20 protein-coding genes are annotated in these 24,370 nt (G+C 69.9%); 7 read left to right on the top strand and 13 right to left on the bottom strand.

Features of this window, described 5'->3' with window-relative positions:
• Positions 1–11: 11 nt before the first annotated feature.
• Complete coding sequence (locus tag ACTVZP_RS16785) at positions 12–329, bottom strand: hypothetical protein (RefSeq protein ID WP_443213311.1); 318 nt, start codon at positions 327–329, stop codon at positions 12–14.
• Positions 330–515: 186 nt separating this feature from the next.
• On the opposite strand from ACTVZP_RS16785, the gene ACTVZP_RS16780 reads away from it, so the two are divergent.
• The 3 genes from ACTVZP_RS16780 to ACTVZP_RS16770 are packed head-to-tail and all read left to right on the top strand — an operon-like array spanning position 516 to position 2,928.
• Complete coding sequence (locus ACTVZP_RS16780) at positions 516–1,589, top strand: glycosyltransferase (RefSeq protein ID WP_443213310.1); 1,074 nt, start codon at positions 516–518, stop codon at positions 1,587–1,589.
• On the top strand, positions 1,589–2,005 hold the full coding sequence (locus ACTVZP_RS16775; RefSeq protein WP_443213309.1) for a hypothetical protein: 417 nt from the start codon (positions 1,589–1,591) through the stop codon (positions 2,003–2,005). Before ACTVZP_RS16780 ends, ACTVZP_RS16775 begins: the two co-directional genes overlap by 1 nt.
• Positions 2,002–2,928, top strand: coding sequence for a hypothetical protein (locus tag ACTVZP_RS16770; RefSeq protein ID WP_443213308.1), 927 nt, complete (start codon positions 2,002–2,004; stop codon positions 2,926–2,928). Before ACTVZP_RS16775 ends, ACTVZP_RS16770 begins: the two co-directional genes overlap by 4 nt.
• Positions 2,929–2,986: 58 nt before the next feature.
• Here the strand turns inward: ACTVZP_RS16770 and ACTVZP_RS16765 are convergent, their stop codons facing one another.
• A complete protein-coding gene (locus ACTVZP_RS16765; protein WP_443213307.1) occupies positions 2,987–3,745 on the bottom strand; it encodes an OmpA family protein in 759 nt (252 codons plus the stop codon).
• A gap of 142 nt (positions 3,746–3,887) precedes the next feature.
• Here ACTVZP_RS16765 and ACTVZP_RS16760 point away from each other — a divergent pair, with 142 nt between their 5' ends.
• Genes ACTVZP_RS16760 through ACTVZP_RS16745 form a run of 4 tightly spaced genes read left to right on the top strand, consistent with a single transcriptional unit; the run spans position 3,888 to position 10,243 of the window.
• On the top strand, positions 3,888–4,643 hold the full coding sequence (locus ACTVZP_RS16760) for a PP2C family protein-serine/threonine phosphatase (protein ID WP_443213306.1): 756 nt from the start codon (positions 3,888–3,890) through the stop codon (positions 4,641–4,643).
• Between the two features lie 2 nt (positions 4,644–4,645).
• Positions 4,646–5,512 (top strand): M15 family metallopeptidase, encoded by an 867-nt coding sequence (locus ACTVZP_RS16755; protein ID WP_443213305.1) that lies wholly within the window; start codon positions 4,646–4,648, stop codon positions 5,510–5,512.
• Positions 5,512–7,920 carry an ImcF-related family protein gene (locus ACTVZP_RS16750; protein WP_443213303.1) on the top strand — a complete coding sequence of 803 codons (2,409 nt, stop codon included), beginning with the start codon at positions 5,512–5,514 and terminating at the stop codon, positions 7,918–7,920. The genes ACTVZP_RS16755 and ACTVZP_RS16750 overlap by 1 nt, the downstream gene beginning before the upstream one ends.
• 19 nt (positions 7,921–7,939) lie before the next feature.
• Entirely contained in the window at positions 7,940–10,243 is a 2,304-nt protein-coding gene (locus tag ACTVZP_RS16745) for a type VI secretion system Vgr family protein (protein ID WP_443213302.1), read from the top strand.
• On the opposite strand, the gene ACTVZP_RS16740 is transcribed toward ACTVZP_RS16745, so the two are convergent.
• The 11 genes from ACTVZP_RS16740 to tssC are packed head-to-tail and all read right to left on the bottom strand — an operon-like array spanning position 10,230 to position 24,370.
• A complete protein-coding gene (locus ACTVZP_RS16740; protein ID WP_443213301.1) occupies positions 10,230–10,721 on the bottom strand; it encodes a TagF domain-containing protein in 492 nt (163 codons plus the stop codon). The two genes, ACTVZP_RS16745 and ACTVZP_RS16740, sit on opposite strands and share 14 nt — an antisense overlap.
• Positions 10,711–14,223, bottom strand: a complete 3,513-nt coding sequence (gene tssM / locus ACTVZP_RS16735; RefSeq protein ID WP_443213300.1) for a type VI secretion system membrane subunit TssM — start codon at positions 14,221–14,223, stop codon at positions 10,711–10,713. The genes ACTVZP_RS16740 and tssM overlap by 11 nt, the downstream gene beginning before the upstream one ends.
• Positions 14,223–15,584 (bottom strand): type IVB secretion system protein IcmH/DotU, encoded by a 1,362-nt coding sequence (gene icmH / locus ACTVZP_RS16730; protein ID WP_443213299.1) that lies wholly within the window; start codon positions 15,582–15,584, stop codon positions 14,223–14,225. The genes tssM and icmH overlap by 1 nt, the downstream gene beginning before the upstream one ends.
• Position 15,585: 1 nt before the next feature.
• Positions 15,586–16,914 (bottom strand): type VI secretion system baseplate subunit TssK, encoded by a 1,329-nt coding sequence (gene tssK, locus ACTVZP_RS16725; RefSeq protein ID WP_443213298.1) that lies wholly within the window; start codon positions 16,912–16,914, stop codon positions 15,586–15,588.
• 9 nt (positions 16,915–16,923) lie between these two features.
• A complete protein-coding gene (gene tssJ, locus ACTVZP_RS16720) occupies positions 16,924–17,376 on the bottom strand; it encodes a type VI secretion system lipoprotein TssJ (protein ID WP_443213297.1) in 453 nt (150 codons plus the stop codon).
• On the bottom strand, positions 17,369–18,745 hold the full coding sequence (gene tagH, locus ACTVZP_RS16715) for a type VI secretion system-associated FHA domain protein TagH (protein ID WP_443213296.1): 1,377 nt from the start codon (positions 18,743–18,745) through the stop codon (positions 17,369–17,371). Before tagH ends, tssJ begins: the two co-directional genes overlap by 8 nt.
• Positions 18,742–19,734 carry a type VI secretion system baseplate subunit TssG gene (gene tssG / locus ACTVZP_RS16710; protein ID WP_443213295.1) on the bottom strand — a complete coding sequence of 331 codons (993 nt, stop codon included), beginning with the start codon at positions 19,732–19,734 and terminating at the stop codon, positions 18,742–18,744. The genes tagH and tssG overlap by 4 nt, the downstream gene beginning before the upstream one ends.
• The gene (gene tssF / locus ACTVZP_RS16705) at positions 19,698–21,563 is read right to left on the bottom strand and encodes a type VI secretion system baseplate subunit TssF (RefSeq protein ID WP_443213294.1); all 1,866 of its coding nucleotides are present in this window, start codon (positions 21,561–21,563) and stop codon (positions 19,698–19,700) included. The genes tssG and tssF overlap by 37 nt, the downstream gene beginning before the upstream one ends.
• Positions 21,563–22,279 (bottom strand): type VI secretion system baseplate subunit TssE, encoded by a 717-nt coding sequence (tssE, locus tag ACTVZP_RS16700; protein ID WP_443213293.1) that lies wholly within the window; start codon positions 22,277–22,279, stop codon positions 21,563–21,565. Before tssE ends, tssF begins: the two co-directional genes overlap by 1 nt.
• Positions 22,280–22,318: 39 nt before the next feature.
• Positions 22,319–22,810, bottom strand: a complete 492-nt coding sequence (locus ACTVZP_RS16695) for an Hcp family type VI secretion system effector (protein WP_443213292.1) — start codon at positions 22,808–22,810, stop codon at positions 22,319–22,321.
• Between the two features lie 48 nt (positions 22,811–22,858).
• Positions 22,859–24,370: a type VI secretion system contractile sheath large subunit gene (gene tssC / locus ACTVZP_RS16690; protein ID WP_443213291.1), complete on the bottom strand. Its 1,512-nt coding sequence runs from the start codon at positions 24,368–24,370 to the stop codon at positions 22,859–22,861.

Raw genomic sequence — 24,370 nt, 5'->3', positions numbered from 1 at the left:
GGGCCGTCCTCCTAGTACATGGCGTTGGACGCTTCGCGACCCTCGGAGCCGCTCCTTGCGTAGGCCTTGGGCGCGCTCGGCGCACGGGTGAAGCCTGCGATGACCTCTTCGCGCGAAAGACCGGGGTTGGTCCGCATCAGGCGGAACTCGACCAGCGCGAGGAAGGCCGCCTTGGCCATCGGTCCGGTCGGGTTCTGTCTCAGGTAGGCGCGCGCGGCTGCCTCTGTCGCGAACGTCCGGCTGTCAGGGGTCTGGGCGGCTGCCCCGACCATGGTGATACCGAGCAACCCGAACACCGTCAGGGCCCGGCCCAGCATCCACTTGGGCATAATGACTCACCTCAAATCGCGTGACCAATGGTCGCGGCTAATTGAAGTAGAAGTCATAAGCCTTTTCCGGTCAAGCGCCGCCGTGCCCGACGCAAGATTTTGCCAGAGATGGCATCGCGCCGGGACCGACGGCAGAGGCGAAAGATTTTCCTCGCACAGCGGCCCGCGACATGGGACGCTCGGCCCATGTTCGAGCTTCCGCCCGCCCGTGCAGTGCCCCTCTGCTGGTTTCCGGACTACGCCGAAACCAACCCGTATCAGACCTTGCTCTACGACGGGCTGGGTCCGATGTTCTCGCCTCAGGCCGCCACGCTCGCCGAGACGCTCGATCGGCAGGCGGACGTGCCCGGAGGCCGGATGATCTTCCACCTCCACTGGGAACATGCGGTGCTGCTGCAGGGCAAGGCGGAGCCGTTCCTCGACGACCTCGACAAATTCCGCGCGCGAGGCGGCCGGGTGGTCTGGACGCTCCACAACCTCGAGCCGCGAGACGCCCGGCTTGCCGGTGCGATGGAGGATCTGCGCAGCGGGCTCGTCCTGCTGGCCGATCTCATCCATCTGCATTCGCTGCCCGCCGTGGTTGCCGCGCGCGAGGCCCTGCGGCTGCCGCCGGGGCGCATCCGCATCATCCCGCACGGCGGCTACGAAGGCGCCTATCCGGTCGCCGGCCGCGAGGCGGCGCGGGCGGCACTGGGGCTTGCGGACGCCCGAATGGTCGTGCTGCTGCCGGGGCGGCTTGCGGCCTACAAGCAGCCCGCCGCGCTGGTGGCCGCCTTCTCCCGGGTTGCCGGCCCCCACGACAGGCTGCTCCTCGCGGGGCAGGCGCCGCTCGACCTGTTGCAGGGGGCGCCCGAGGACCCTCGGGTCGCCGTCTTGCCGGACTTCGCCTCGCCCGAGCAGGTCTCGCAGTTCCATGCCGCAGCCGACATCGTGGCGCTGCCCTATGCCCGGTCGTTGACCTCGGGCTCTGCGGTGCTGGCGCAGACGCTTGGCCGCGGCGTCCTCGGGCCGGACCTGCCGGGCCTGAGGGACGTGGTGGAGCAGGGCCGGACCGGCGTCCTTCACGATCCGCGGCGCCCGCTGGACGAGGTGCTCGCCGAGGCTTTGGCCGAGGGCCCGGATCGGTGGGCGGAGCGCGGTGCGGCGGCGCTGGCGCTCGCACCCGCGCGCGACCGGAGGATCGTCTCCGCGATGTGGCGCGACCTCTTCAGCGCGCTTCTCGTGCATGCGGCGCCCGGCCGGATCGGCGAGGTGTCCTGATGGCAGACGAGCCGGCTTCCAAGCCGCCCGCCCTGACGCCGGACGCGGCCGCCTGGCCCTTCAACGCCGACAGCCCGGTGGTCGAGGGGCTGGTGCGGGCGGACAGGCCGGTGTCGGTCATGCTCGTGGACCTGACCGGCCTCGACTGGCCGCGGATCGAGCCGCTTCTGCCGGTCGCGCGCGATGTCGCGCGCGAGCAGGAGATGGTGCCGGTCCTGGTGGTCGATCTCGTGGACTTCCGTGGGCTCCGGCAGGCGGGCTTCGCCTATGACACGCTGCCGAATGCAGCTGCCAACGCGTCGTTCGCCGAGGGCGACTGGCTGTCCTACCTCGCGCGACGGCGGGCGGTTCTGGTGGCCAAGTGGCAGCCGCGCGCCATCGTCCATCTCGGCACCCGCGCAGAGTGGGAGACATGATCGACCTCGCCGCCTGCGATGTGGTGTTCCTCAGCTTCGACGAGCCGAATGCCGATTCGCATTTCGCCCGTCTCGCGGCGGCTGTCCCGCGGGCGAGGCGGGTGCACGGCGTGAGAGGCTTTGACGCGGCCCACCGACGGGCGGGCGAGATCGCCTCGACGCCCCACGTCATCACCATCGACGCGGACAATCTGGTCGTGGATCCCGGCTTTCTCGACGATCGGCTGGACGTCTCGCCGCGCGATCTCGGCTGCGTGTTTTCCTTCAGTTCGCGCAATGCGCTGAACGGCCTCGAATACGGCAATGGCGGGGTCAAGATCTGGCCGCGGGCGACGCTTCTCGGCCTGCGCAGCCACGAGCATGCGGGCCGGTCCGAGGCGGCGGTCGATTTCTGCTGGACCGTGCCCTACTTCCAGGTGAACCGCGTGATTTCCGAAGTGCATGTCACCGCCTCGCCGCGGCAGGCCTTCCGCGCCGGCTTTCGTGAGGGGGTCAAGCTCAACCTCGGGGGCGGCCGGCTCTCCTATGAGGTGCTGCCGCACCTGCCGCGGGCCGAAGCTCTCCTGCGGCATGCGGGCGAGGCGAACCACGAACGGTTGCGGATCTGGTGTTCGGTCGGGACCGATGTCGAGAACGGCGACTGGGCGATCCTCGGCGCGCGACTCGGCTGCACGATGGTTGCGCTGGACGGTTTCGCGCATGCACGCGTTGCCGACTATGGCTGGTTCGCGGATTTCTGGCAGGACGAGATCCTGCCGCGCCACGGCGACGAGGCGGCGCGGCGGTCGACCCTGATCGCCCTGGGCCGCAGGCTTCGTGAGGAACTGGGTCTCGTCATCGCGGATCTCGACGCCGAAGGCTCTGCCTTCCTTCGCTCGGTCTATCGCGGGCGGCGGGCTCGGGGGCCCATGCCCGTCGACTGATGGGCGCCGGACACGCCACGCGGCTCCCGCAGGTCGCGGCAGGAGCTTCCGAGCGTGCCTAGCTCATGGCCTGAAACTCGACGCGGCGATTGTCGCCGCTGCGCGGGTCTGCGGTATTCGCAAGAAAGCGCTCGCCCATTCCCAGCGCGCGCAGGCGCTGTCCATCAATGCCGCAGTCGTCGACGAGGTAGCGGCGGACCTCCTTGGCCCGGAGGAGCGAGAGTTGCCGGTTGTAGGCGTCGCTGCCGGCCGCATCGGTGTGACCGACGATCTGGAACAGCCGGATGTCGCTCGCTTTCATCACCGAGCAGAGTTGCGCCAGCAGCGGCTTCTGGTCGTCCGACAGAAGCGCCGAGTCGAAGGCGAACCGGACGCGGACATTGACCTGCAAGGCGGGGTCGAGGAGGCCGAAGCTCTGGCTTGCGACCGGCATGACCTCCGCATTCTCGCGCGGCGGCGGTGTCTGCTGGTCGGCGACCGCGACGCGGTCGCGGCCCTGGGGTGTGCCGAGGCCCGGTCGGTCGTCTCCCGAGAAGAGAGGATCGCTTCGCGTGGCCGGCACGCCGGCCATACCCTCCGTTACCGGTGTACCGAGGCTGGCGGGCACGTCCCCCACCGCGGGCGCCGGACCGATCCGGTCCACCGTGACGAGCTTCAGGCCGCGCGCCATGCCATTGCCGCTCTCGGCGGCGCTGAAAGCGTCCCGCTGGCGGTGAAACAGCGCCAGCAACTGCTCGTCTGTCAGGTCTTCCGCCGCTGCCGCGGGTGCGAGGCCGAGACAGCCTCCCAGCAGCAGGAGCCGGTAGATCGGGCGCATCGCGATCACCCCGCAAAAAGGACAAGCTCAATTCCGCTAATGAGGCTATCATATCCCTGCATTGGTTTCACCCATTTGGACCAGCCGCCATGTTCCCTCCGGAATTGAGTAGGCCGCGTGTCCCTCGCCGGGGGGCCGCGCGATGAAGGGGCCCGCAACAGTCGTGCCGGCGGCATCGTCCCGTCTGCCGCGCACCGAAGGCTGCGGCCTCACCCACAGCGGTTGCCGGCGCGAGCGCAACGAGGACGCCATTCTCACCGATCCGATGGGCCAGCTCTGGGCCGTGGCCGACGGGATGGGGGGTTACGGCCACGGCGACGTGGCGGCCGACATCGTGATCGACCAGCTGGAGACGATCGCCGACACGGCGGATCCCGCGGCGATACTCGTGGCCCGGATCGAGGACGCGAACGCCGCCATCCGTGCCCATGCCCGCAGAGCCGGCACCGATCGGATGGGCTCGACGGTGGTCGCGCTGATGATCGGGCGGGCGGTGGCGCATGTCGCCTGGGTGGGCGACAGCCGCGCCTACCTGCTGCGCATGGGGCGGCTATGTCCGTTGACGCATGACCACAGCGTCGTGCAGGCACTGGTCGACCGCGGTGAGATCGATGCCGCCGCCGCCGCTGCTCATCCCGAAGCGAACCTCGTGACGCGGGCCGTCGGGGCTGCGGACACGATCGACGTGGATGCCGGTACCCTGTGCATCGAGGGGGGCGACCGGCTGATGCTGTGTTCGGACGGGCTTACCTGCTGCGTCTTCGAACCGGCGATAGAGCGGCTTCTGGCCGACGCCGCCGACCCTTATGGCGCCTGCCTTGCGCTCGTTCGGGCTGCGCTCGATGCGGGTGCGCCCGATAACGTCTCGGTCGTCGTGGTCGACGTGGTGGGGGGGTAGTGGTGCAGCGGTCAAACCTTGCAGGCCCGATCATCGTCGCCATCGGCGTGGTCATCGCCGCAATGGCCTTCGCGGTGGTGACGAGCCTGCTGCGCACCGCCGACCAGGGGGCCGAATTGCGTCTGAAGCGGCTCGAGGCGGAGGTGGCCGCGGCAGAAGCCGCACGTGAGGATCTCCGCGGCCAGATCGCGGCGCTGACATCGGATCTCGCGCATCTGCGTGACGAATTGAGCCTCGTCGCAAATCGCTCGGCGCCGCCTGTCCCGCCCGAAAGCACTCCCTTCGCCACGCTTCCGCCCGACGAGGACTTCGAGCACCCGCCCGCGGAGGCCCTGACCGAGGAGGTGAAGCTCGCCCGGTCGCGCTTCAACTCCGGCGTCACCCAGCCCCGCAACCGCACGATGCTCCAGCTGTTCGGGCAGCCGCGCGAGACCTACGGCACCGACTGCCAGCCCGTGACCAATCCGAAGCTGAGGGCCCTGATCGAGACGCGGCAGGTCGGGCCGATCACGGTCAGCATGATCCGGCCTGCGCTCGACAGCCTGCAGCGGGTGCTCGACCGGCTGAAGCAGTCCGACCCCGACATTCACGCCAAGGTCGGCACCGCGGGCGCGCTTTGCGCCCGGCTGATCCGGGGGTCGGCGAGTTCGATCTCGAACCATTCCTGGGGCACCGCGATAGACCTCAAGCTCGAGGGCGTGCTCGACCCCTTCGCCGATGGCCAGACCCACGCGGGGCTTCTCTACCTCGCTGAATACTTCCGCGAAGAGGGCTGGTTCTGGGGGGCCGCCTACAGTCGCGAGGATTCGATGCATTTCGAGGTGGGCGAGGAGACGCTGCGCAAGTGGCTTGCCGAGGGAAGGATATGATGCCATCCCGCCGGCCACCTGCCGACCATCCCTTCGATCTCGCCGCGGCGCCGGTCTTCGCCTTCGCCGAGGATATCGAGCACCGGCGCGATCCGGCACCGGATCTCGCGACCGAAGCGGGCGGCCTTCTCGACCGCTTCGCCGACGAGATCGGCCGCGCAGGCACGCCGCCGTCCGCCATAGCGCCGGCCCGCTACGCGCTCGCCCTGCTGATCGACAGGCGCGCCCGGGCGAACCGCAGCCTCGACCTCGGCAAGTGGGGCGCAGCCGCGGGGCGGCGGCTCTTCGACGGCCGGGACCTGTCGGAACCGGACCTGCGATCCTTCATCCGGAGCGCCGCCGCCGCAGGCCCTGTATTCGAGCCCGTGCGGGCCTTCCTTGAAAGCTGCCTCGCCCGGATCGAGGCGCGCCGGACGCAGATCGATCCCGCGCGCGCATCCGACTGGCGCGGGATCGTCATGGTCCTTGCATCGGCCTTCGTCCTCGCGGTGGCGGCATGGGCGCTTCACGTCGAATGGACGTTTCACCGGCAGCTGTCCGCTGTCTTCGCGGCCCGCGCGCAGGAGGCTGCGGCGCTGCCGCTCGGGCCGAGGCTGGATGCTCTTGCCGAAGCGGCAGAGGCTGTCGCGACAGAGGCAGGGGACGTGCCCTTGCGGCTTGCCGCCGGTATCCTGCGCTTCGATGCCGTGGCGGAGGCGGAGGCGTCCTATGGCGCCGAGATCGCGAAGGAGCTGCCGCCCCTGCTTGCGCACGCGATCGACGACGCCATCGCCTCCGAGGCCGAGCCGGCATCGAGCTACGACACGGTCCGTGCCTGGGCCATCCTGAGCGGGTGGGCCGACTGGTCGCCGGTCTGGCTCGCCGGCTGGCTCGACCGGCGGGCATCGCAGGACGCTGCCCTGAGGGGCCTCGACCGTCATGTCCTCCGGCTCGACCGACCTGCCGCGCCCGTGCCTCAGCCCGATCCGGAACTTCTGGCGCAGGCGCGCGGGTTTGCGGCCTCGGCTTCCGAGGCCGAGCGCGCCTGGCTCGAACTCCTGCGGTCGGACGGGGCCTCCGCCATTCCGGCGTGGCGGCCGGATGTCGCCATTCCGGAAATCGGGACGGTCCTGTTCCGCCGCTCGGGAGAGCCGCTCTCGTCCGCTGTGCCGGGCCTCTTCACCGCCAAAGGGTGGGACCACGCACGCGAGCGCGGAGCAGGACTGGCCGTGCAGGCCGCGCGGCGGCAGGCGCGGCTCTTCGATGGTCGCCTCGAAGAGCGCAACGACACGGCCGACCGCGTGCTCGCCCTCCTCCAGGCCGAGACGATTGCGCGCTGGTCGGCCCTTCTGGCCGATCTTCGCGTCGTGCCCTTCCGCACCCCCGACACTGCCGTTCAAGTCTCGGGCGAACTGTCCCGGCCCGAGTCGCCGCTGACGCGCCTTCTGCGTGAGGTGTGGCGCGAGGCGGGGGGAGAGGATCCGCTTCGGCCGCACGAGTTGCAGCTGAAGATCGCAGCCGCATTCGGGCCGACCAGGCAGTTCATTGATCGCGGCGGCATGAACGGCATCGCGGGCCTCTTTGCCGGTCTCAACGTCGCGTTGGGCAGCCTCGACCGTGACTCGCCCACGGGCCTCCAGCGCCTGATGCGGGTCGAGGAGCGCGCGCGGTCGATCACCACCCTGCGTCAGGCGCCGGCGATGATCGTGCAGATCATCGAGGATCTGCTGGCACAGGCGGGAGCGGCGCAGGCCACGGAACTCACCAACCCGCTGACGCGGGCATGGCAGGCCGAGGTCCTTCCGGCCTGCCGCCACGCACTCGACGGCCGCTATCCCTTCGCCAAGGGTCCGGATGCGGATCCGGCCGCAGTCGCGGGCCTGCTCGGGCCGGGCGGGGCGATCCCCAATTTCGTCGCGACGCGGGCTGCGAGCTACCTTGATACGGGCGAGAGCCCGTGGCGCTGGAAACCCGAGGCGCGCTTTGCCGGACTCTCGCAGGAAAGCGCTGCCTTCCTCGAACGCGCGAGCGCCATCGGCCCGGCGCTCTCGGCCCCCGCCGAGGTGACCCTGACGGCGCTTGCGGAACGGGGCACCGCGGTCATGGCGCTCGGCGGACAGGGCGGGCCGGTCACGACGACCAGCGACAGCCTGCGGCTCGCCTGGCCCGGCGCCAGGCCCGAGCAGGGTGCCCGGATCGACTTCCGCACTCCGGGAGGCGAGGCGAGGCTGGCCGAGCCGGGGCCCTGGGGCCTTCTGAGGCTCCTCGAGCCCTTCCGCCTGCGCGAGCGCGACGGTGGCCGCCGGTTCCTGATCGACCTCAGGTCCGGCGGCGCGCGGCTGTTCGTCGAGGCAGGCTTCGCCTCGGTCCAGAATCCCCTCGCGATGCGGCGGCTGGCGCGGGGCCTTGCCTGCCCGCCCGTTCTGTAAGGTCCCGAAGGAGAGCGACATGGCCCAGGAGCGCGAAATCACCGTCTCGGTTCCCGCCGCCGCCGAGGAGGTGCATTTCTCGGCGCTGGAAGGACAGGACGCGCTTGGACGGACCTTCCGCTACGCGGTGATGATCGCCAGCAAGTCGCTCGATCTCGATGCCGCAGACATCCTCGGAACGGCGGTCGTCGTGACGGTGGCGGGCGAGGCGCCGCGGCATTTCAACGGCATCGTCACCTCGTTCAGCTTCGACGAGATCCGCGACGACCATGCCCACTACCGGCTGGTGCTGGAGCCCGCGCTCGCACTGCTCGGCCTGCGCCGGGACAACCGGATCTTTCAGGGCAAGTCGGTGCCCGAGATCCTCGAGGAGGTTTTCGCCGAGATCGCGGATCTTGATTGGGAACTGCGCCTGCAGGGCAGCTATCCCCCCCGCGACTACTGCGTGCAATACGACGAGACCGACCTCGACTTCGTCCAGCGGCTGATGGAGCACGAGGGCATCGGCTACTTCTTCGAACATGCGGAGGACCGGCACAAGCTGGTCCTGTTCGACGCGAATGCGAAGCTCGCGCCTGCCCCGGGGGCAGCGACGCTGCCCTACGAGGCGGACAGCCGGCTGAGCTTTCGCGACGGCGATTTCATCACCTCGTGGCTTCCGCGTACCACCATCCGGCCGGGCCGCTTCGCGCAGGGCGACTACGATTTCGAGAAGCCTTCGTCCGATCTGACGACCCGATCCGAAAGCCCGCTTGGCCACGCCGCGGACGATGCGGAGCAGTATCGCTGGCCCGGCGACTACACGAAGCTCTCGGCGGGCGATCGGTTGACGCAGACGCGGCTCGAGGAGGCGCAGGCGCCCCATGTCGAGATCGAGGCGCGGGGCACCGCCCGTCCGCTCTGGCCCGGCCGAACCTTCCGGCTCGACCTCTTCCCGCGCGAGGCCGAGAACGACGAGTATCTGGTGACCGGTTGCCGCTACAGGCTCTGGGACGACCAGTTCCGCTCGGGCCAGTCGCGCGCAGATGTCGGCTACGAGGTCGACCTGAGCCTCGTTCCGACCCGGCTGCCTTTCCGGCCCGCCCGACGGACGCCCCGGCCGGTGATGAAGGGTCCGCAGACGGCGCGGGTGGTGGGCCCGGCCGGCGCCGAGATCTTCACCGACAGATATGCGCGGGTGAAGGTGCATTTCTTCTGGGATCGGCTCGACGGGAGCGACGAGAACTCGTCTTGCTTCGTGCGCGTCAGCCAGACCTGGGCCGGTGCCGGCTGGGGGTTCATCCAGATCCCGCGCATCGGGCAGGAGGTCATCGTCGATTTCATCGAGGGCGATCCCGACCGCCCCGTCATCACGGGGCGGGTCTACAACGCCGAGCAGATGCCGCCCTACGGGTTGCCGGGAAGCGCCACCCAATCGGGCTGGAAGTCGAACTCGTCGCCTGGCGGCGGCGGCTGGAACGAGCTGCGCTTCGAGGACAAGGCGGGCTCCGAGGAAGTCTATTTCCAGGCGCAGAAGGACCACAACGAACTCATCAAGAACAACGAGAGCCGCTCGATCGGCAACGACTTCGCCGAGGATGTGGGGCACGACGCGACCCAGGCGGTCGGCAACGACCGGACTGAAAGCGTGGGCAACGACAAGTCCACGACCGTCGGCAACAACCGGACCGTCAGTATCGGCGTGGATGACACCGAGGGTGTCGGATCCAACCGGTTCCTGACGGTCGGGGCCAACGAGACGATCTCGGTCGGGCGGAACTCGACCGAGACCATCGGCATGAACCACACCCAGACGGTCGCCATCGCCCAGACGATCTCGGTCGGCGCCGCGCGGACGGATACGGTGGGCGGCGCCGAGACGCGTTCGGTCGGGGCGGTGCAGACCAACACCATCGGCGCCAGCCGCAGCGTATCCGTGGGCGCGGGCCAGACCCACAGCATCGGGGCCGACGACGGCTGGACCGTGGGGGGCTCGCAGAGCGTCTCGGTCGGCGCGGACCAGTCCGTCAGCGTGGGCTCGAAGCAGACGGTGAACACCGGGGCCGATCAGGTCACTTCGGTGGGCGGAGGCCGCGTGACGCAGGTCGCCAAGGACGACATGCAGAAGGCGGACGGGTCCATGGGGATCAACGTCGGCAAGTCCTACACCCTCGACGTCAAGGACGAGATCACGCTGAAATGCGGCTCGGCCCAGATCACGCTGAAGAAGGACGGCACCATCGTCCTGAAGGGCAAGGACATCACGCTGGACGCCTCGGGCAAGATCAACCTGAAGGCGGGCGGCGAGATCACGGCCAAGGGCTCCAAGATCAACATGAACTGAGCAATTGCCCGAGTGCCTCCTCCGGTGCAGCGGGGTCGCAGGCCAAGGCGGGCGATGCCCGCGTCCAGAGCAGCATGGGCGCGCTTTCCGCAGATCCTTCAGGCGGCGGAATCGCGTCGAGCGCGATCCAGAGGCCGTCCGCCTCCTCGTGCCCTGCCGCCGCCTCGACCGCCGCGTCGCACCAAGGGTCGAGGGCAGGCGGGGCCGGAAGGGCACCCGCGGTCAGGACCAGCGAGAGGGGAAAGCGGCGCCCGACGGCATCGTGACTGGAGAGGATGACGCCCGCCGCTGCCCGACCGCCAGAGGTGAGGCGAAAGCGCAGGCCTCCCGGCAGCCCGGTCCCCAGCCGGCCGACGAGGTGGCGCGTTACCCACCCGTCCCATGCGGCCCGAAACGGCTCGGGCAGCCCCCGCGCGACGAAGTCTCCCGTAGTGGGCAGTTTGCCGAACAGTCCCGCCGTGGGTCGGTCAGAGTCCATCCGGACAGCGGAACCCGCCGAAGAGCCTGAGGTCGAGCGGGTTCTCCACCGAATTCGCGCGCAGGCCGAAGCTTGCCGAGAAGCCACCGGCGGCGACGCGCAGGTTGAAGACGTCGGGTTGCGGCGTGGGCGAGAGGCTGCTCTTGCCGATCAGTCGCAGCCACGCCCAGGCCCCGGATTCCGAAGTGATCGCCTCGGCCGAGCCGTCGACCGGCGTGAAGGACAGGACGATCAGGTTCGTCCCGTTCTGTCCGGGCCAGGTCATGCCCACCGGCGGGACGGCGGCGTTCATGTAGACGAGTTGCTGGCCGTCGAGGTTCAGCGTCACTCGGGCTGCATTGGGCGAGAGGTCGCGCGCCTCGAGCAGGAACCCCATGATGGGGCCAATGCCGCCGGCAAAGAGCCCGTCGCGCATCCGGCGGGCGGCCGCGAAGGGCGCGAGGCGGGCGTCATCCAGTCCCAGGTCCGCGCGCCAGACCCACGGCCGCCGGGCCGTGTCGATCCAGGGGCCGAGCTGGTCGTTGGTGAAGCTGTCGAAGAGCCCGCCGGGACCGAAGAGGCGCTGGAAGTCGGCCGTATTCACGTCGATGGCCGATCCGGCCTCGAACGGGTAGCGCCCCGCGGTCGCCGCACGGCAGAACGGCAGCACGTCGGCCTTGTAGCGCGCGTTCAGCCGCGCCACGACGGCCTCGCGGGTGACGGTTGCGGTCTCTCCTGCGAGGGAGGTGAGCCATTCGTCGATCGGGGCGGGAAGCCGCCGGGCCACTTCCTGAAGCCCGCCCGTCAGCGTGGCGAGGCCCCCCTGATCCGTCAGCGCGGCCTGCGGATCCGGGCTCGCCGCCGCCGTCTGCAGCGCGTTGGCCAGTGCGCCGAGCGCCAGCGAGGCATCGCCGATCAGGGGCGGCACGCCATCCACCTCGGCCACCATCCCCTTGAGAGCCGAGAAATGCCGCGACACGTCCGCGCCCGGCGGCTCTGTCGAGGCGGCGCCGCCGCCGGACAGCACGCCCGACTTCTTCACCAGCTTCCCGACCTTGCCGAGCTTCCTGGCCGCAGCTCCGACAAGACCCTCGGGAACGGCTGCCGACCCGGGCTCCGGCTGGCGCGCGAGGTCGGTCTCGGCCACCACGGCGGTCAGCAGACGCTTAAGCGCGCTGTCGGGGCTCGCTAGATCCTTCATCGCCGCATTCGCGGTGGCAAAATCGGTGAGCGGTGCGAGCCGGATGTCGCGCAGGAGGCCGTCCCAGCGGGCGATGAAATCATCCGAGTAAAGCTTGAGGATATCCGCTTCGAGAGAGGTGGCCGAGGCGTCAGAGCTGCCTCCGCAGCCGCCCGCGAACAGCGCCCGGTCCAGCGTCGCCTGCGCGGCGACCTCGGGAACGAGCGGCAGGATCGTCTCGTGAAACGCGGCCCAGGTGAAGGCACCGGGCAGGCCCACGCGCAGCGTCTTGCCTGACAGACGGGTGAAGATCCGCGCCCCGTTGGGGCCGGCCTCGTCGCCCGGGATCCATTCCGGCAGCGCTGCCACCTCCGGGCTCTGCATGAGCGCGTTGTAGGCCCTCGTCGCCAGCGGAATGGTGCAGATGCTGCCGAGGGCCGTCGCCACCAGTTCCTCGTCGGGTGAGATCCGCTCTTTCTCGCCGCCCGCCAGATCCAGTGCTGCCAGTTGGTGGTGGCGCGCGGCCTCGGTCGGGAAGGGTTCCTCGACCGCCTGCTCGGGCAGTTCCTCCTGCCACCAGCCGGTCAGGAAGTCGCGGTCATAGGGCGCGAGCCCCGTCATCATGAAATAGGCCTTGAGCGCCCCAAGCATGTATTCGGGGTTGCGCACCTGCTTCCACATGGTGGCTTCCAGTAGCGCCACCATCCGCGGCTCGAGGACGTTCCTCAGCGTCCGCTCGTAGGCGATGGTCTGCGCGCGGGCGACCTCGGCCGCGGCGGACGGCCCGACGAAGGCAAGCGCGCCCGAGGGCGGTTCGGTCCGCGCGCCATCGGCGGCCGTCGCGGCATCGAGGGCGAGGGACAGGTCCAGCGGCTCGGTCGGAGCCTGCCGGGAGGCCACGTTGGCAAGGCGTGCGGAGAGGTCCGAGGTCAGCCGGGCCTGGTCCTCGATGGCACCCGACCAGCGCAGGAAGGAGAGAAGGAAGGCGAGCCCCGCCAGCGAGGTCACCAGTGCCGCGCCGGCAACCGAGCCGCGCCAGAGCCAGCGCCGCCGCTCTTCCGCGGCGCGGTCGAAGCGGCCGAGGCCGGCTTCGGGGAAGATCACCTGCGCCAGCAGGTCGTGCAGGAAGAAGGACCGCTTCTCGCCGTGCGGGCGGCGCTCGGGCGGAGGCAGCGCAAGCCCGTATTCGCCCAGCATCCGGTCGATGGGCGAGCCTTGCTGAGTGGCCGAGGTGAAGTAGAAGCCGCGAAGCCAGGGGCTGTCCTCGTAGCGGCTTTCGCCGAAGACCGCCTCGATCAGCGTCCGCAGCGGGCCTTCGCACCGCTCCATGCAGGCGGGGAAGCGGAAGACCTCGGCGCGCTCCGCAAGCCGCGTATCCTCGGCAAGCCGCGGCCCGACGCGCTGCTCGATCCCTTGCCAGAGCGCGCGTGCCTCGCGCTCGATCGCCGCTCCGTCGCTGCGCTCGTCGGGGCCGAGGGTCGCCCCCCAGACCTGCTCGCGCTCGCGTGCAGTCAGGTCGCCGAAGAACGGCTCGAAGCCCGGGATCAGGTCGGCCTTGGTGACCATCAGGTAGACGGGCAGCCGGATCTGGAGCCTCTGCCCCAGTTCCGTCAGGCGCTTGCGGATCTCGCGTCCGTGCGCCCGAAGCTGCGGCTCGGGCCCGAGCAGCTCGACCATCGAGAGGGCGACGATCACGCCGTTCAAGGCCCGCCGCCCGCGGTGTCGCCGGAGGAGATCGAGAAACCCGGACCATTCCGCCGCGTCGACCTCGGGATCGCTCTGCTGCTGGACGTATCGACCGGCCGTGTCCACCAGCACCGCCTGCTCGGTGAAGAACCAGTCGCAGTTACGGGTGCCGCCCACGCCCTTCAGGTCGTCACCGAGATCGATGGGGAAGTGCAGGCCCGACTGGCGCAGGGCGGTCGTCTTGCCCGTGCCCGGGGGGCCGATGATGAGATACCACGGCATCTCGCGCAGGAAGCGCCGCCCACCGAGGCGGGAGCGCTTCATCTCGGCCAGAACCTCCTGGAACCGGGTGCCGACCTCGGCCACCGCAGCCTCGCCCGGCTTCGGGGCCGCGGGCGGGGGGGCGGCCAGCTCGGTCACGAACATCTGGTTCTTCCGCGCCGCGCGGAGTTGCGCGAAGAGCAGCGAGAAGAGCCAGAGCAGCGCGATGCAGCCGACCACGATCCCGCGCACGAGGGGCGAGGCGAGGGGAACCGCCTCGCCGACCGAGACGAGCACGCCGAACTGCCAGATCAGTGCGCAGAGCAGCGCGAGCCCGATGAAGGTCCACAGAGTCCGGGAAAAGAGGATGGCGAAGGCCGAGCGGATCATGCGCATCAGAGCCTCTTCTCGATGCGGATCTCGACCCGGCGGTTCTGCGCGCGGCCGTCGCGCGTAGCGTTGTCGGCGACGGGCTCGGTGTCGGCATGACCCTCGGCGGTGACGATATCGCCCGGCACCCCGCCACTGACCAGCATGGCCGCGATGGTCGCCGCGCGTGCTTCCGACAGGCCCTGGTTGGAGACGAAGGGATTGGATCGCTGGACCGGCACGCTGTCGGTATGGCCGATGACGTGGACCGCTCCGATCAGCTCCCGGTTCTCGACGATCACGGAAGCAATGGAGGCCACCAGCGGCGCATAAAGCCCGTTCACCTCGGCGCGGGCCGAACGGAACACCTCGGGATCGGCACCGCGCAGCGTGAGCACCGTCAGCGAGGCATCCTCCCGACCCGCAAGGGCAGATGCCGCATCGGCGGGGGCACGGGCGCGGAAGGCGGGCAGGAGCTCGATGGTGACGGGGTCCACCCGGACCTCGGGCGGAGGGGCGACCGTCTCGCGCATGGGGCGGAAGATCGCGGCACGCTCCGCCGGAGGCACCAGCGCGGCGATGTCGAAGAGCGTCCCCGCCCGCGTCGATAGCTGCAGCGAAAGCCCCGCGTAGATCGCGGCCATCAGGGCGAGCGCGCCGAGCGCGACGGTCCAGACGGGCACGGCGAAGCGGCGCGGCTCGTCGGGGGCGGCGACCCCCTTCCAGTGCGGTGACAGGGGCGCGGCCTCGGCCTCGCGGTCACGCAGGAGACGGGCTATCCCCGTCCGCAAGGCGAAGAGCGCGCCGGAGCCGCCCTCCTGCCCGGTCCGGTGCTTGCCCCGGAAGCCGAGCGCAAGGCAGGTCCAGGCAAGCTCCAGAAGGTGCGGATCCAGCCCCGGATGGCGCGCAAGCTCGTCGAGCCGGTCGAAGAAGCGCGTGCCTGCGTCGACCTCTCCGGACAGATGCGTGACCAGCGGCTGGCGCGGCCATCCGCTTGCTGCGCCCCAAGGCGTGTTGAGCGCGAGGTCGTCGATCAGCGCCGCCACGAACCAGGCCGCGCGGTCGGCGCGGGCCAGAGGAACGCCCAGCCCCACGGCACGGTCCCGCGCCTCAACCAGTGTGTCGCGCAGGCGTGCGCGCAGCATCTCGGGCTCCTGCGGCGGGGCCGCGCGCTCGAGTTCGGGTGCCACCTCGAGAAGCGGCGCGAAGCTCGCCACCAGGGGGTTCGGATGTGCGCGTCCGTGGCGCGGGCGGAGAGGCGCCTCGACGACAGGCCCGGCCTCCGCCCCGAGCGCGACCGCGCGCCGGGCACGTTCGGCCGGAGACGGCCGGATCCGGGTCCGGGCGGCATCGGTTGAAAGACCGAACGGATCGTCGTCGCGCGTCATCTTATCGGCTCACGGCATAGCAGTCGATCTGCGGCTCGCGCTCCAGCACGCCCGACACGCCCACGACGAAGCCCGGCGCCTCCAGCAGCTGCGACCAGTGCTCCGACTTCTGGTCAAGCTCGAGGCAGAGGCGTTCCCCGTCATAGGGGATCTCGCGCGGCTGCGAGTGCAGCGGCCTGAGCGGGATGCCCGGCAGCCGCGAGGTCCAGAGCCGCTCGAACGCGTCGGCCGCCCCGACCGTGGCCTGATCCGCGAAAAGACGGCGCAGGCTCTCGTCGGACATCTCCGACCCGACCCGGAGCACGATGCGGGAAGAGCGCAGGATCTCGGGATTGTCGATCCGCACCTTCCAGATGTTCTGGGAGTGGCGCGCCACGGGCAGCGCACGGGACTTCGGCTCGACATGCCGAAGCGACAGGACGAGCGAGCGCAGCGTATCGGCCAGCGCCGCGAAGGCCGGCTGCGGATCGAGATGGTCGTAGGCCGCGAGGTCGCTCAGCCGCCGCGAGGAGGATCCGTAGGTCGCCATACGGCCGGCGAGGCCTGCAAGTTCCTGATAGAGCGCGGAAGGATGTTCCTGCGCCTGTGCCAGGAGGTGCGCCAGGCGAGGGCGGGCGGTGTTGGCGAGTTCGAGGATCAGCAGGTTCTCGACCGAACGTCCCGCACCGCCGAGGACCAGCCCCCCGTGGGCCTCCGCCACCCTGTCGAGACCCGTCACCAGTTCCTGAAGCAGGGAAAGATACCAGGGGACCGCGCCGATCGTCAGCGCCGGCGGCAGCCAGCCGTCGACGAGCGCCACCGAACCGTCGGCCCGCAAGCCCTCGACACGCGCGACGGGCAGGGTCACATACCCGTCGGCGGGCTCGCCGGGCGCGATCAGGCGCGGCGCGAGGCGGGCGAGCTCGATTTCCTCCGGTTCGGCGCCCCCGCGGATGGTGTCGCGCAACGTCACCATGTGCCCGCGGTAGCGCGCGCCGGAGGGCTCTGCATGGGCAGGGTCCAGGCTTGCGGCCCCCGGCTGCTCCACTGGCAAAGCGAGAAGGATCGGACCCGGCGGCGCCTCGCGGCGGATGGGAAGCGCGGGCGGAGGCACGACTTCGGCAAGTCGGAAGGGCGTGCCGTCCGGCATCAGGCCCTCGGCTTCCGACAGGGCGACGCGGCCGGCATCGAGCGCCGCGGCATCCAGCGCCAGTTTCGCGAAGCCGAAGGACTGCCACGGGGCGGCAAGCAACACCGCACGCATCAGCGCCTCGGCGTGCCGGTCCTGCTGCTGGAAATGCTGGGTCCTGAGAAAGAGTCCCTCGGACCAGACCACCCGGTTGCCCGTCATCCGCCTGCCTCAGCCCTGGACGACGACGAGGCCACCGCCTCCGACGTCGATCCTGAGCTCGGAGTTGCCGGTGGGCGAGACGGTGAACCTGCTGCGATAGGTCCGTCCGCCGGCGTTCCGGAAGCCTGCCACGACCCCGATCGCCGCGACGGCGGGATCAAGGGGGATCTGTTTGGCGACGGGCGTGCCGGGAACGAGCGTCACGAGGTCCACCTTCAGCAGGTCCGCCGCCAGTGCCACCTGCGGGTTCTGCAGCGTAAAGAAATCCGCCGCGTCGAAGGCCGCCGTGCTGCGTAGTTGCAGGATCTGCACCGTCAGCGGCCGGTCGGTGCCGTCTGGCCCGGTGTTCATTCCGGCTGCCCCGTTGGCCGTGACCGTCAGCGTTCCGGCCTTCGGTCCGCCGCAGGCCGCCAGCAGCGCCAGCGCACCCGCGCCGGCGAGGAAACTCCGTCTGTCAGCCATCGTCTCTCCTCCTCGGGCCTTCGTAGGCCTCCCTGAAATCCGCCCCGACCTCGCCGAGGAAGCGGTCTTCGGCAGCGCGTGCCATGTCGCGGTATCGGTCGATGTAAAGCTGCCAGAGCCGCGCGCTCCGCCCCCCGGCAAGGATCTGGGACATCAACCCCTCGCGCTCGATCTCGGCCTCGAAGCGGGCGGGGTCGAAGCGGTCGATCATCCGGCGGAGGGCGTTCTGCATCGCGGCCCAGTTGCGCATCTGGTGGTCGGCGAGGTCGCGCTGCGCCCCGAGGATCGCGTCGTCGGGGCCCAGATAGCCGCGACCCCGCGGTGCCACGAGCGAGGCGACGGCCTCGTCCAGCGTGGCAAGGAACTTGAGCGGGTTGACATCCGTCGCGCCGATCACGCTTTGCGGCACGTGCGCCGTTCCCCTTTCCCGCGCGCGGGTTCTCAGCCCGAGCACGAGCCCTTCTGCCAGTGCCCGGAAGCGGCGGCCGAGCGCCTCCATCTCGGCTTCGGAGATATCGGCGGGAGCCGGCAGCCCGAGCCCGCGGAAGAAGGCATCGCGCAGGACGGCATCGCTCGGGCGCGGGTATGCTGCGGCCGGCGATGGATCGGTATCGGACGGCGGTTGATCCGGCTCGTGTCGTGCTGCCGGGGCGTAGAGGCTGTGGAAGGGGACGGCCTCCGCATCGGCCTCGGCCTGTCGGTCGGCGGCGGCGGACCGCGCGGGCGCCGGTGGGCCGACGGGCCAATCGGCGGCCGCAGGCGGTCCCTCGCCACGCATCTCGTTTGTCGGCTGGTCGAAGAAGCCGTTACGGCGATCCGTGGTCCCGCCGGGCGCCCGCTCATCGGGCCGGTGCCAGTCAAGCGCGAACGCCTCGTCGAACGGAGCCTTCGGTTCGGCGCGCGGCGACAGCTCCCGTTTCTCGAACGGGCGGGGCAGGTCGGCCGGACGCGCGGGCGTCACCGGAGGCGCCTCGACGGGCCGAGAGAAGAAGTCGTCGGCCTCGAAGGAAGCGGGGGCACGCGGCGAGGACGCCGCTTGGCGCGGACCCGGCATGCCCTCGACCTCGACCCGCAGCACGACGTCGCCGAGCCTCAGCCGCGTGCCGGCTTCGAGCATCGCGGAATTGCCGGCGCCGAGCGGGATCTCCGCCCCGTCGACGAAGAGGCCGCCGCGGCTCGCATCGGTTACCCGCCAGTCGCCGTCCCGGCCCGAGACGATGCAGTGCCGCCGCGACACGAACATGTCCGGGTCGTCGATCTGCCAATCGCAATCCGCGCCTCGTCCGATCGAGAGTTCGCCTCCGTCGAACCGCATCTCGCGGACAGGCTGCGGGCAGGGTGAGTGCTCGATGACGAGTCTCAGCATCATGCGGCCTCGCCTTCTCCGGTGAGGTCAGCCTGCCGCCAGTCGGAGGCGGGCTGCCGCCGGCCCCCCGCAAGCCAGAGGGTGCGACCGAGGCGAACCGCCCCCAGCCGCGGCTCGGGGATCTCTTTCCGGTGCAGGACGGGCCGCAAGTCGACCGTGACCTCCGCGGGCGCGGCAAGGCGGAGGAGGTGCCGGATCTCGTCTCGGAGCACGCCATCCTCGATCAGCCGGAGATAGAGCGGCAGCCCGATGGGCCCGACGCGCAGTTCTGCCCGGTTCTGACGCTGGAAGATGCGGGCGCCGACGACGGCCTGTCGCCCGAGCACCGCATGCCGCGCCCCGAGCCGGGTCTGCAGCCGCGGCGGGATCGGCATCCAGTGGCCCAGGAATTCGATGAGCCGGACAGGCGCACCCAGCCTGTCCGACACGAGGCGCGTCAGCCGCCCGACCCCCTGCACCTCGGAAGAAAGCGAGGTGGCGTGCCGCCGCTTGACCGCGTCAAGTCCGGCCGGGCGCTCACCGGGAAGGCCGAGGCCCGCCAGAGCATCTGTCAGGGCGGCGAGCCGACCCGTTCCGAAGGGCGCCTGCACTTCGGGACGCTGGTCGGCCCAGGCGCGCCAGTAGAGCGCGAGCAGCCGGTGCTGGATCATGTTCAGGAAGTCGAGCGCCGTGGTGTCGGCGGTGCCGCCGTCGCCACCGTCGAACCAGCGGTCGGACAGGCGCTGCAACAACCAGCGCGTGAGATGCAGCGGCATGGGCCCTTCGGGACCCAGAAGCCCGAGAACCTCGACCTCGACGACCGGGGTCGGGCCACGCCGCAGCGCCGCCACGTCTCGCGCGGCCATCGACAGCCGGACGCGCTGGCCCAGACGCGCAGGCTCAAGCCCCGTGCGGCCGAACCGGCTTTCGGGCGTCTCGAGCCTGCGCAGCAGTTCGAAGAAGCCGACCGCCTCGCTCAGATCGGCGGGCGGATGCCTGGCGTCATCGGCCATGTCACCTCCTCCTGTGCCTGAACGAGCCGCGTCCTCACCCGGACGAAGGCGTTGATTGCCGCCTGGCGGGCGAAGAGCTGTGCGAGCAACGCGGAAAGCAGGAGCGTGCTGGCGCCGCTCAGCAGCGCCTCCTCGACATCGAGCGTGATTTCCTGGCCCCGGCCGAAACAGAGGGGGCCGGGCAGCCCGAGCCGCTCGGTCACGATATGCGACCGCAGGCCGGAGATGGAGCGGGCATGTCGCGCCACCGCCGGATCCCCGCGGTCGGCATAGAGCTCGAGCATCGCGCGCAGAGGCTCGGCGCCCGCGGGTCCATCGGCCAGCGAGAGATGGTCGAGTGAAAGCTGCGCGGCGAGCCGCCATGTCACCTCGTCGAGCTGCGCTTCGGCCTCGCGCGTCATGCGCGGCAGGCCCGCCGCCAGCGAAGGGCGCGGGCGCCGCATCGCCGAGAGCAGGTCGACGCGGGCCACGGGATCCCCGCTTTCGAGCGTGAGCCGCGGGCTGTCGTCGAGGATCGGCAGATCGCGGTTGGTGCAGAGAGCGCGGATGTCCAGTCGCTTGACCCCCGGCGCCGTCGCGCCGTCGCGTCGCGCGATGGCGATGAAGAGGTCGTCGCCCGCGTGACTGGTCCGGGTCTGGCCGCGGCGAAGTTCGTCCTCGCCCGGCCTGCGGGGACGCCGCTCGGTCGTGTAACTGAGGCCGGATCCGCGATGGGCATCCGGGGCGTGCAGCGGGCGGATGACGGCCTCGGGTCCCGTGCTGTCCGCATCCTCGACGCGGAGGAGGCGGTAGATCTCGAAATCGCGCAGCCGGGTCCGGTCGGCGTGGACGACGTGGGACGCGGCACGGGGATCGATCTCCACCGCGTTGCATTCCTTTTCGAAGAGGTTGACCACCGGCGTCACGAAGAGCCGGAAGTCGCGGGCAGACAGATCGGCCAGCTGAGGGCGCGCACGCGACAGCAGCAGGACGATCTCGAGCCGGCCATCGGCGTCTCGCAGCACCGGATTCAGTCCGTCAAGCCTCAGGTAATGGAACCGGTCGGGCATCAGGAAGTATTCCCGCACCAGCCGATAGCCTTCGAACGAGGGACGCAGCCGGGGCAGCAGGCCCTCGTCATCGGCGATCCCGACGAGGGAAGGCGGCGCGACAGGCTGGAAGAGGTGTTTGCCCCGGGCGATGGCCTGCCGCGAGAAGCCATGGATCGCGTCGAAGAGCGCCGGTGCGCGCGGGCTGCCGGCGAAGCAGATGTCAAGCCGGTCGAGCGACAGTTCGGACAGCGTCCCGGCTCCCGTCCGCGCGATCGTGAGCCGGATCCCCGCCTCGGCCGGGCCTGTCACGGCATCGGCAAGCCCCAGCGCCTTGAGCGCGCCGCGATCCGGAAGGTAGCCCGCTTCCCCTATCGTCACGGGCCACAGCCGGACGTCCTGTGCCGTGGTGTAGGTGGCGCGCGTGGACAGGCCCTCCCGGAATGCGGCGACCAGCCGTGTCCCGCGCGCGACCCGATGCCCGTCGGCCATGCCAAGAACCTGCGGCCCGGGATGCAGGGTCGCGAGCGACATGGCAGGTGCCGGACCCACGAGGTCGGGCCAGAGCCAGTCGAGCAGGTTGCGCACGTCGCGCTGAGCCTCGGCATCGAGCTTCAGCCGGGTCCGCGCTGCAAGCCAGGCCACTCCTTCCAGAAGCCGCTCGACGTAAGGATCGGGGCAGGGCACGGAATCCAGCGACAGGTTCCGCCCGACCGTCGGATGAAGCGCACCGAACTCCGAGGCCATCTCGCGCAGATGCGCCAGCTCGGACTCGTAGTAGGCGAGGAAGGCGCGGTCCATCATGCCTCCTCGAGCGCGGTCGAGGCGCTGCCGCTGTCGAGGTCGAGTGTCGTCATCAGCCGCATCCGCTCGGGGGCGGGGGCGAGCATCAGCACGCCCTCGATGGCGATCCTGAGGCCGGTGCGGTCGCCGGTATCCACCCGGATGCGCAGGCTGTCTCGCTTCAGGCGCGGCTCGAAGGTGGCCACGACCTCCTTCAGTTCGCGGGCGAGGCGCTCGGTATCGAAGTCGCGCGCCCTGCGGCCGGAGAAGGCAGGGACGCCGAAGTTCAGGACGCTTCGGCGGACGTGGGGAAAGTCGGCGAGCACGTCGGCCGGATCTTCGGTGTCTCCGCGCTCCGTTGTCCCGAGCAGAAGATGCACCTGCATCCGCTCGGTATTGAACAGCGCCTCGACGTCGCGGCGGACGGCCTCGCGCAGCAGGTCGGGTGTGACGAGCAGGCCATGCGCCTCGAGGAAGGCCCGACGGTCGAGCAGCGCCATCAGCCGCAGCAAGGCACGCCGGCTGCCCTCGTCGAGCCCGGGCGCGGCCGCAGCAGCCGCGCGGCCGCGGGACAGGAGATCGGACAGGTGTTGCTCTCCCATCTCGCGGACCAGTGCGGCGCGGGCACGGTCGCTTTCGGCGATGATGCCCGGCAAATCCTCGCGCAGCCGGTCCCAGAGGCTCGGCTGAACCGCCTCGCGGCGGGCTTGGATGGGCGTCACCGTTCCGGACATGGCCGTCCCTTGCCAGGAGTAAGGGTGACGCCGCCGCGGTCAGCGCGCGGCGACGACGTCGTATTCGATCTCGTGCTCGTCACCGGCCGAGTGATCGTCGGCCTGCACGACATATTTGTAGGTGATCGCGTCGAACGAGATCGCCACATCCTCGGCGATCATGTCGTGGCCTGACTCCTCGGGCGCGTCCTGCGCCATTGAGTAGCTCGAGATGATGCAGTTCTTCAGCGTCACCTGAAGATAGTCGAGATGGGCTTCGCCCGAGTCCTTCCGCGCCATGAAAATGATCTCGGGAAAGGATTTCCCCTGCATGCAGGCCAGCGCGATATAGACCGAAGAGGCATCCATCCATTTCTTCAGCCTGAAGTCGCCTACCTTGGCTCGGCCTCGGGTCCGGCCGCTGCCGGTGGCGGCGGAACTGGCCTGCTCGACCTGCCAGCTCACGCCGAAGGCGTCGATCTCCTCCTCGTGGTCGGCGCGTTTTGACTCGCCCTTGATGTCCTCGATCTTCAGGTAGCCGGTAAATGCCATGTCGTCTTCCTCCGATGGCAATGCTGACGTTCAGAAGCAGGCGAGAGATCAGCCCCCCTTGACCGAGGGCAGCTCCGAGACGAGCCGCAGGCTCGCGTTGATGCCCTCGAGCTGGTAGTGCGGGCGCAGGTAGAAGCGCGCCGCGTAATAGCCGGGGCGCCCCTCGACGCTGTCCACCTGCACCTCGGCCGCGGCCAGCGGACGACGCGCCCGCTGCTTGTCGTCGGCCATCGCCGTGTTGGCCAGCACGTAGCGGTTGATCCACTCGGAGAGCCACACCTGCATGTCCGCGCGCTCCTTGAACGAGCCGATCTTGTCGCGCGCGATGGCCTTGAGGTAATGCGCGAAACGGCAGACCGGGAAGAGATAGGGCAGGTTGGCGCTCAGCCGCTCGTTCGACTGCGCATCGGGATCGACCAGTCGGCCTGCGCGGGCCTCGTCGTCCTGCAGGCTGTGCGCGCCGATGAAGGCCGCAATGTCGGTGTTCTTGCGGTGCAGGATCGGCATCATGCCGAGCTTTGCCAGTTCCGCCTCGCGCCGGTCGTCGATGGCGATCTCGGTCGGGCATTTCATCGCCACCGAGCCGTCATCCGTCGGGAAGGTGTGCACCGGAAGGTTGATGACCGAGCCGCCGGTCTCGACGCCGCGGATCTGGGTGCCCCAGCCGTAGAGCTTGTGGCTGCGGTTGATGTTCACGCCCATCGGAAAGGCCGCGTTCATCCAGACATAGTGGTCGTGCTTGCCGTCGATCTCCTCCTCGAAGGCGAAGCCCTTCACCGGCACGGTGGCGGCCCCGTAGGGCAGCCGCGCCAGAACCCGCGGCAGCGTCAGCCCGATGTAGCGGCTGTCCTCGCTTTCGCGCAGCGACTGCCAGCTGGCGTAGTCGGGCGACGAGACGATCTGCTGAAGATCCTGCGGGTTCGGCAGTTCCTGCCAGCTTTCCATGCGGAAGAGCTGCGGCGCCGCTGCCGCGATGAAGGGTGCGTGCGCCGAGGCGCAGATGCCGGAGATATTGCGCAGCAGGCTCACGTCGCGGGGGTGGTGGCTGAACTCGTAGGCGCCGATGACCGCGCCGAAGGGCGCGCCGCCGAACATCGAGTATTCCTCGGTGTAGAGCTTGCGGAAGGTCGGCGACTGGTCCCACATCTGGCCCTCGAAATCCTCGAGCTGGTCGGCCAGTTCGTCCTTGGTGATGTTCATCACCCGGATCTTCAGCTTCTGGTCGGTTTCGGTGTTGTTGACCAGGTAGTAGAGGCCGCGCCACGTTCCCTCGATCTGCCGCACCTCGGGCGCATGGAGGATCTCGTTCATCTGCGCCGACAGGAGCGCGTCGATGCCGGCGATCAGCGACTTGATCGACTTGATGGCATTGCCCGAGATGGTGGCCGTCCCGGATCGCTCGGTTGCCGCCAGCGCCAGGTTCTGAACGAGCTGCTTCAGCTTCTCGCTGTCGTCGTCGCGGACGCGGAAATCCTTTTCAAGAAGCTCGCTGAATTCCCCGAGGTCGAGCGCCTCGGCTTCGGCGGCCGCGGGGGCCGTGTCCTGCTTCGCTTCGGCCAT

Origin of the sequence: Rhodobacter sp. NSM, assembly GCF_052244495.1 — a bacterium.
Taxonomy (GTDB): domain Bacteria; phylum Pseudomonadota; class Alphaproteobacteria; order Rhodobacterales; family Rhodobacteraceae; genus Cereibacter_A.
This window is presented reverse-complemented; position numbering and strand designations above follow the sequence as displayed.

What these genes read in the sequence shown, in the direction of transcription:
- tssE (WP_443213293.1), bottom strand. Translation starts at nt 22,279, where the DNA reads ATGTCCGGAACGGTGACGCCCATCCAAGCCCGCCGCGAGGCGGTTCAG.
- ACTVZP_RS16780 (WP_443213310.1), top strand. Translation starts at nt 516, where the DNA reads ATGTTCGAGCTTCCGCCCGCCCGTGCAGTGCCCCTCTGCTGGTTTCCG.
- ACTVZP_RS16765 (WP_443213307.1), bottom strand. Translation starts at nt 3,745, where the DNA reads ATGCGCCCGATCTACCGGCTCCTGCTGCTGGGAGGCTGTCTCGGCCTC.
- ACTVZP_RS16785 (WP_443213311.1), bottom strand. Translation starts at nt 329, where the DNA reads ATGCCCAAGTGGATGCTGGGCCGGGCCCTGACGGTGTTCGGGTTGCTC.
- tagH (WP_443213296.1), bottom strand. Translation starts at nt 18,745, where the DNA reads ATGATGCTGAGACTCGTCATCGAGCACTCACCCTGCCCGCAGCCTGTC.
- ACTVZP_RS16745 (WP_443213302.1), top strand. Translation starts at nt 7,940, where the DNA reads ATGGCCCAGGAGCGCGAAATCACCGTCTCGGTTCCCGCCGCCGCCGAG.
- icmH (WP_443213299.1), bottom strand. Translation starts at nt 15,584, where the DNA reads ATGACGCGCGACGACGATCCGTTCGGTCTTTCAACCGATGCCGCCCGG.
- ACTVZP_RS16760 (WP_443213306.1), top strand. Translation starts at nt 3,888, where the DNA reads ATGAAGGGGCCCGCAACAGTCGTGCCGGCGGCATCGTCCCGTCTGCCG.
- tssJ (WP_443213297.1), bottom strand. Translation starts at nt 17,376, where the DNA reads ATGGCTGACAGACGGAGTTTCCTCGCCGGCGCGGGTGCGCTGGCGCTG.
- tssM (WP_443213300.1), bottom strand. Translation starts at nt 14,223, where the DNA reads ATGCGCATGATCCGCTCGGCCTTCGCCATCCTCTTTTCCCGGACTCTG.
- tssG (WP_443213295.1), bottom strand. Translation starts at nt 19,734, where the DNA reads ATGGCCGATGACGCCAGGCATCCGCCCGCCGATCTGAGCGAGGCGGTC.
- ACTVZP_RS16740 (WP_443213301.1), bottom strand. Translation starts at nt 10,721, where the DNA reads ATGGACTCTGACCGACCCACGGCGGGACTGTTCGGCAAACTGCCCACT.
- ACTVZP_RS16695 (WP_443213292.1), bottom strand. Translation starts at nt 22,810, where the DNA reads ATGGCATTTACCGGCTACCTGAAGATCGAGGACATCAAGGGCGAGTCA.
- ACTVZP_RS16770 (WP_443213308.1), top strand. Translation starts at nt 2,002, where the DNA reads ATGATCGACCTCGCCGCCTGCGATGTGGTGTTCCTCAGCTTCGACGAG.
- tssK (WP_443213298.1), bottom strand. Translation starts at nt 16,914, where the DNA reads ATGACGGGCAACCGGGTGGTCTGGTCCGAGGGACTCTTTCTCAGGACC.
- ACTVZP_RS16775 (WP_443213309.1), top strand. Translation starts at nt 1,589, where the DNA reads ATGGCAGACGAGCCGGCTTCCAAGCCGCCCGCCCTGACGCCGGACGCG.
- ACTVZP_RS16750 (WP_443213303.1), top strand. Translation starts at nt 5,512, where the DNA reads ATGCCATCCCGCCGGCCACCTGCCGACCATCCCTTCGATCTCGCCGCG.
- tssC (WP_443213291.1), bottom strand. Translation starts at nt 24,370, where the DNA reads ATGGCCGAAGCGAAGCAGGACACGGCCCCCGCGGCCGCCGAAGCCGAG.
- tssF (WP_443213294.1), bottom strand. Translation starts at nt 21,563, where the DNA reads ATGGACCGCGCCTTCCTCGCCTACTACGAGTCCGAGCTGGCGCATCTG.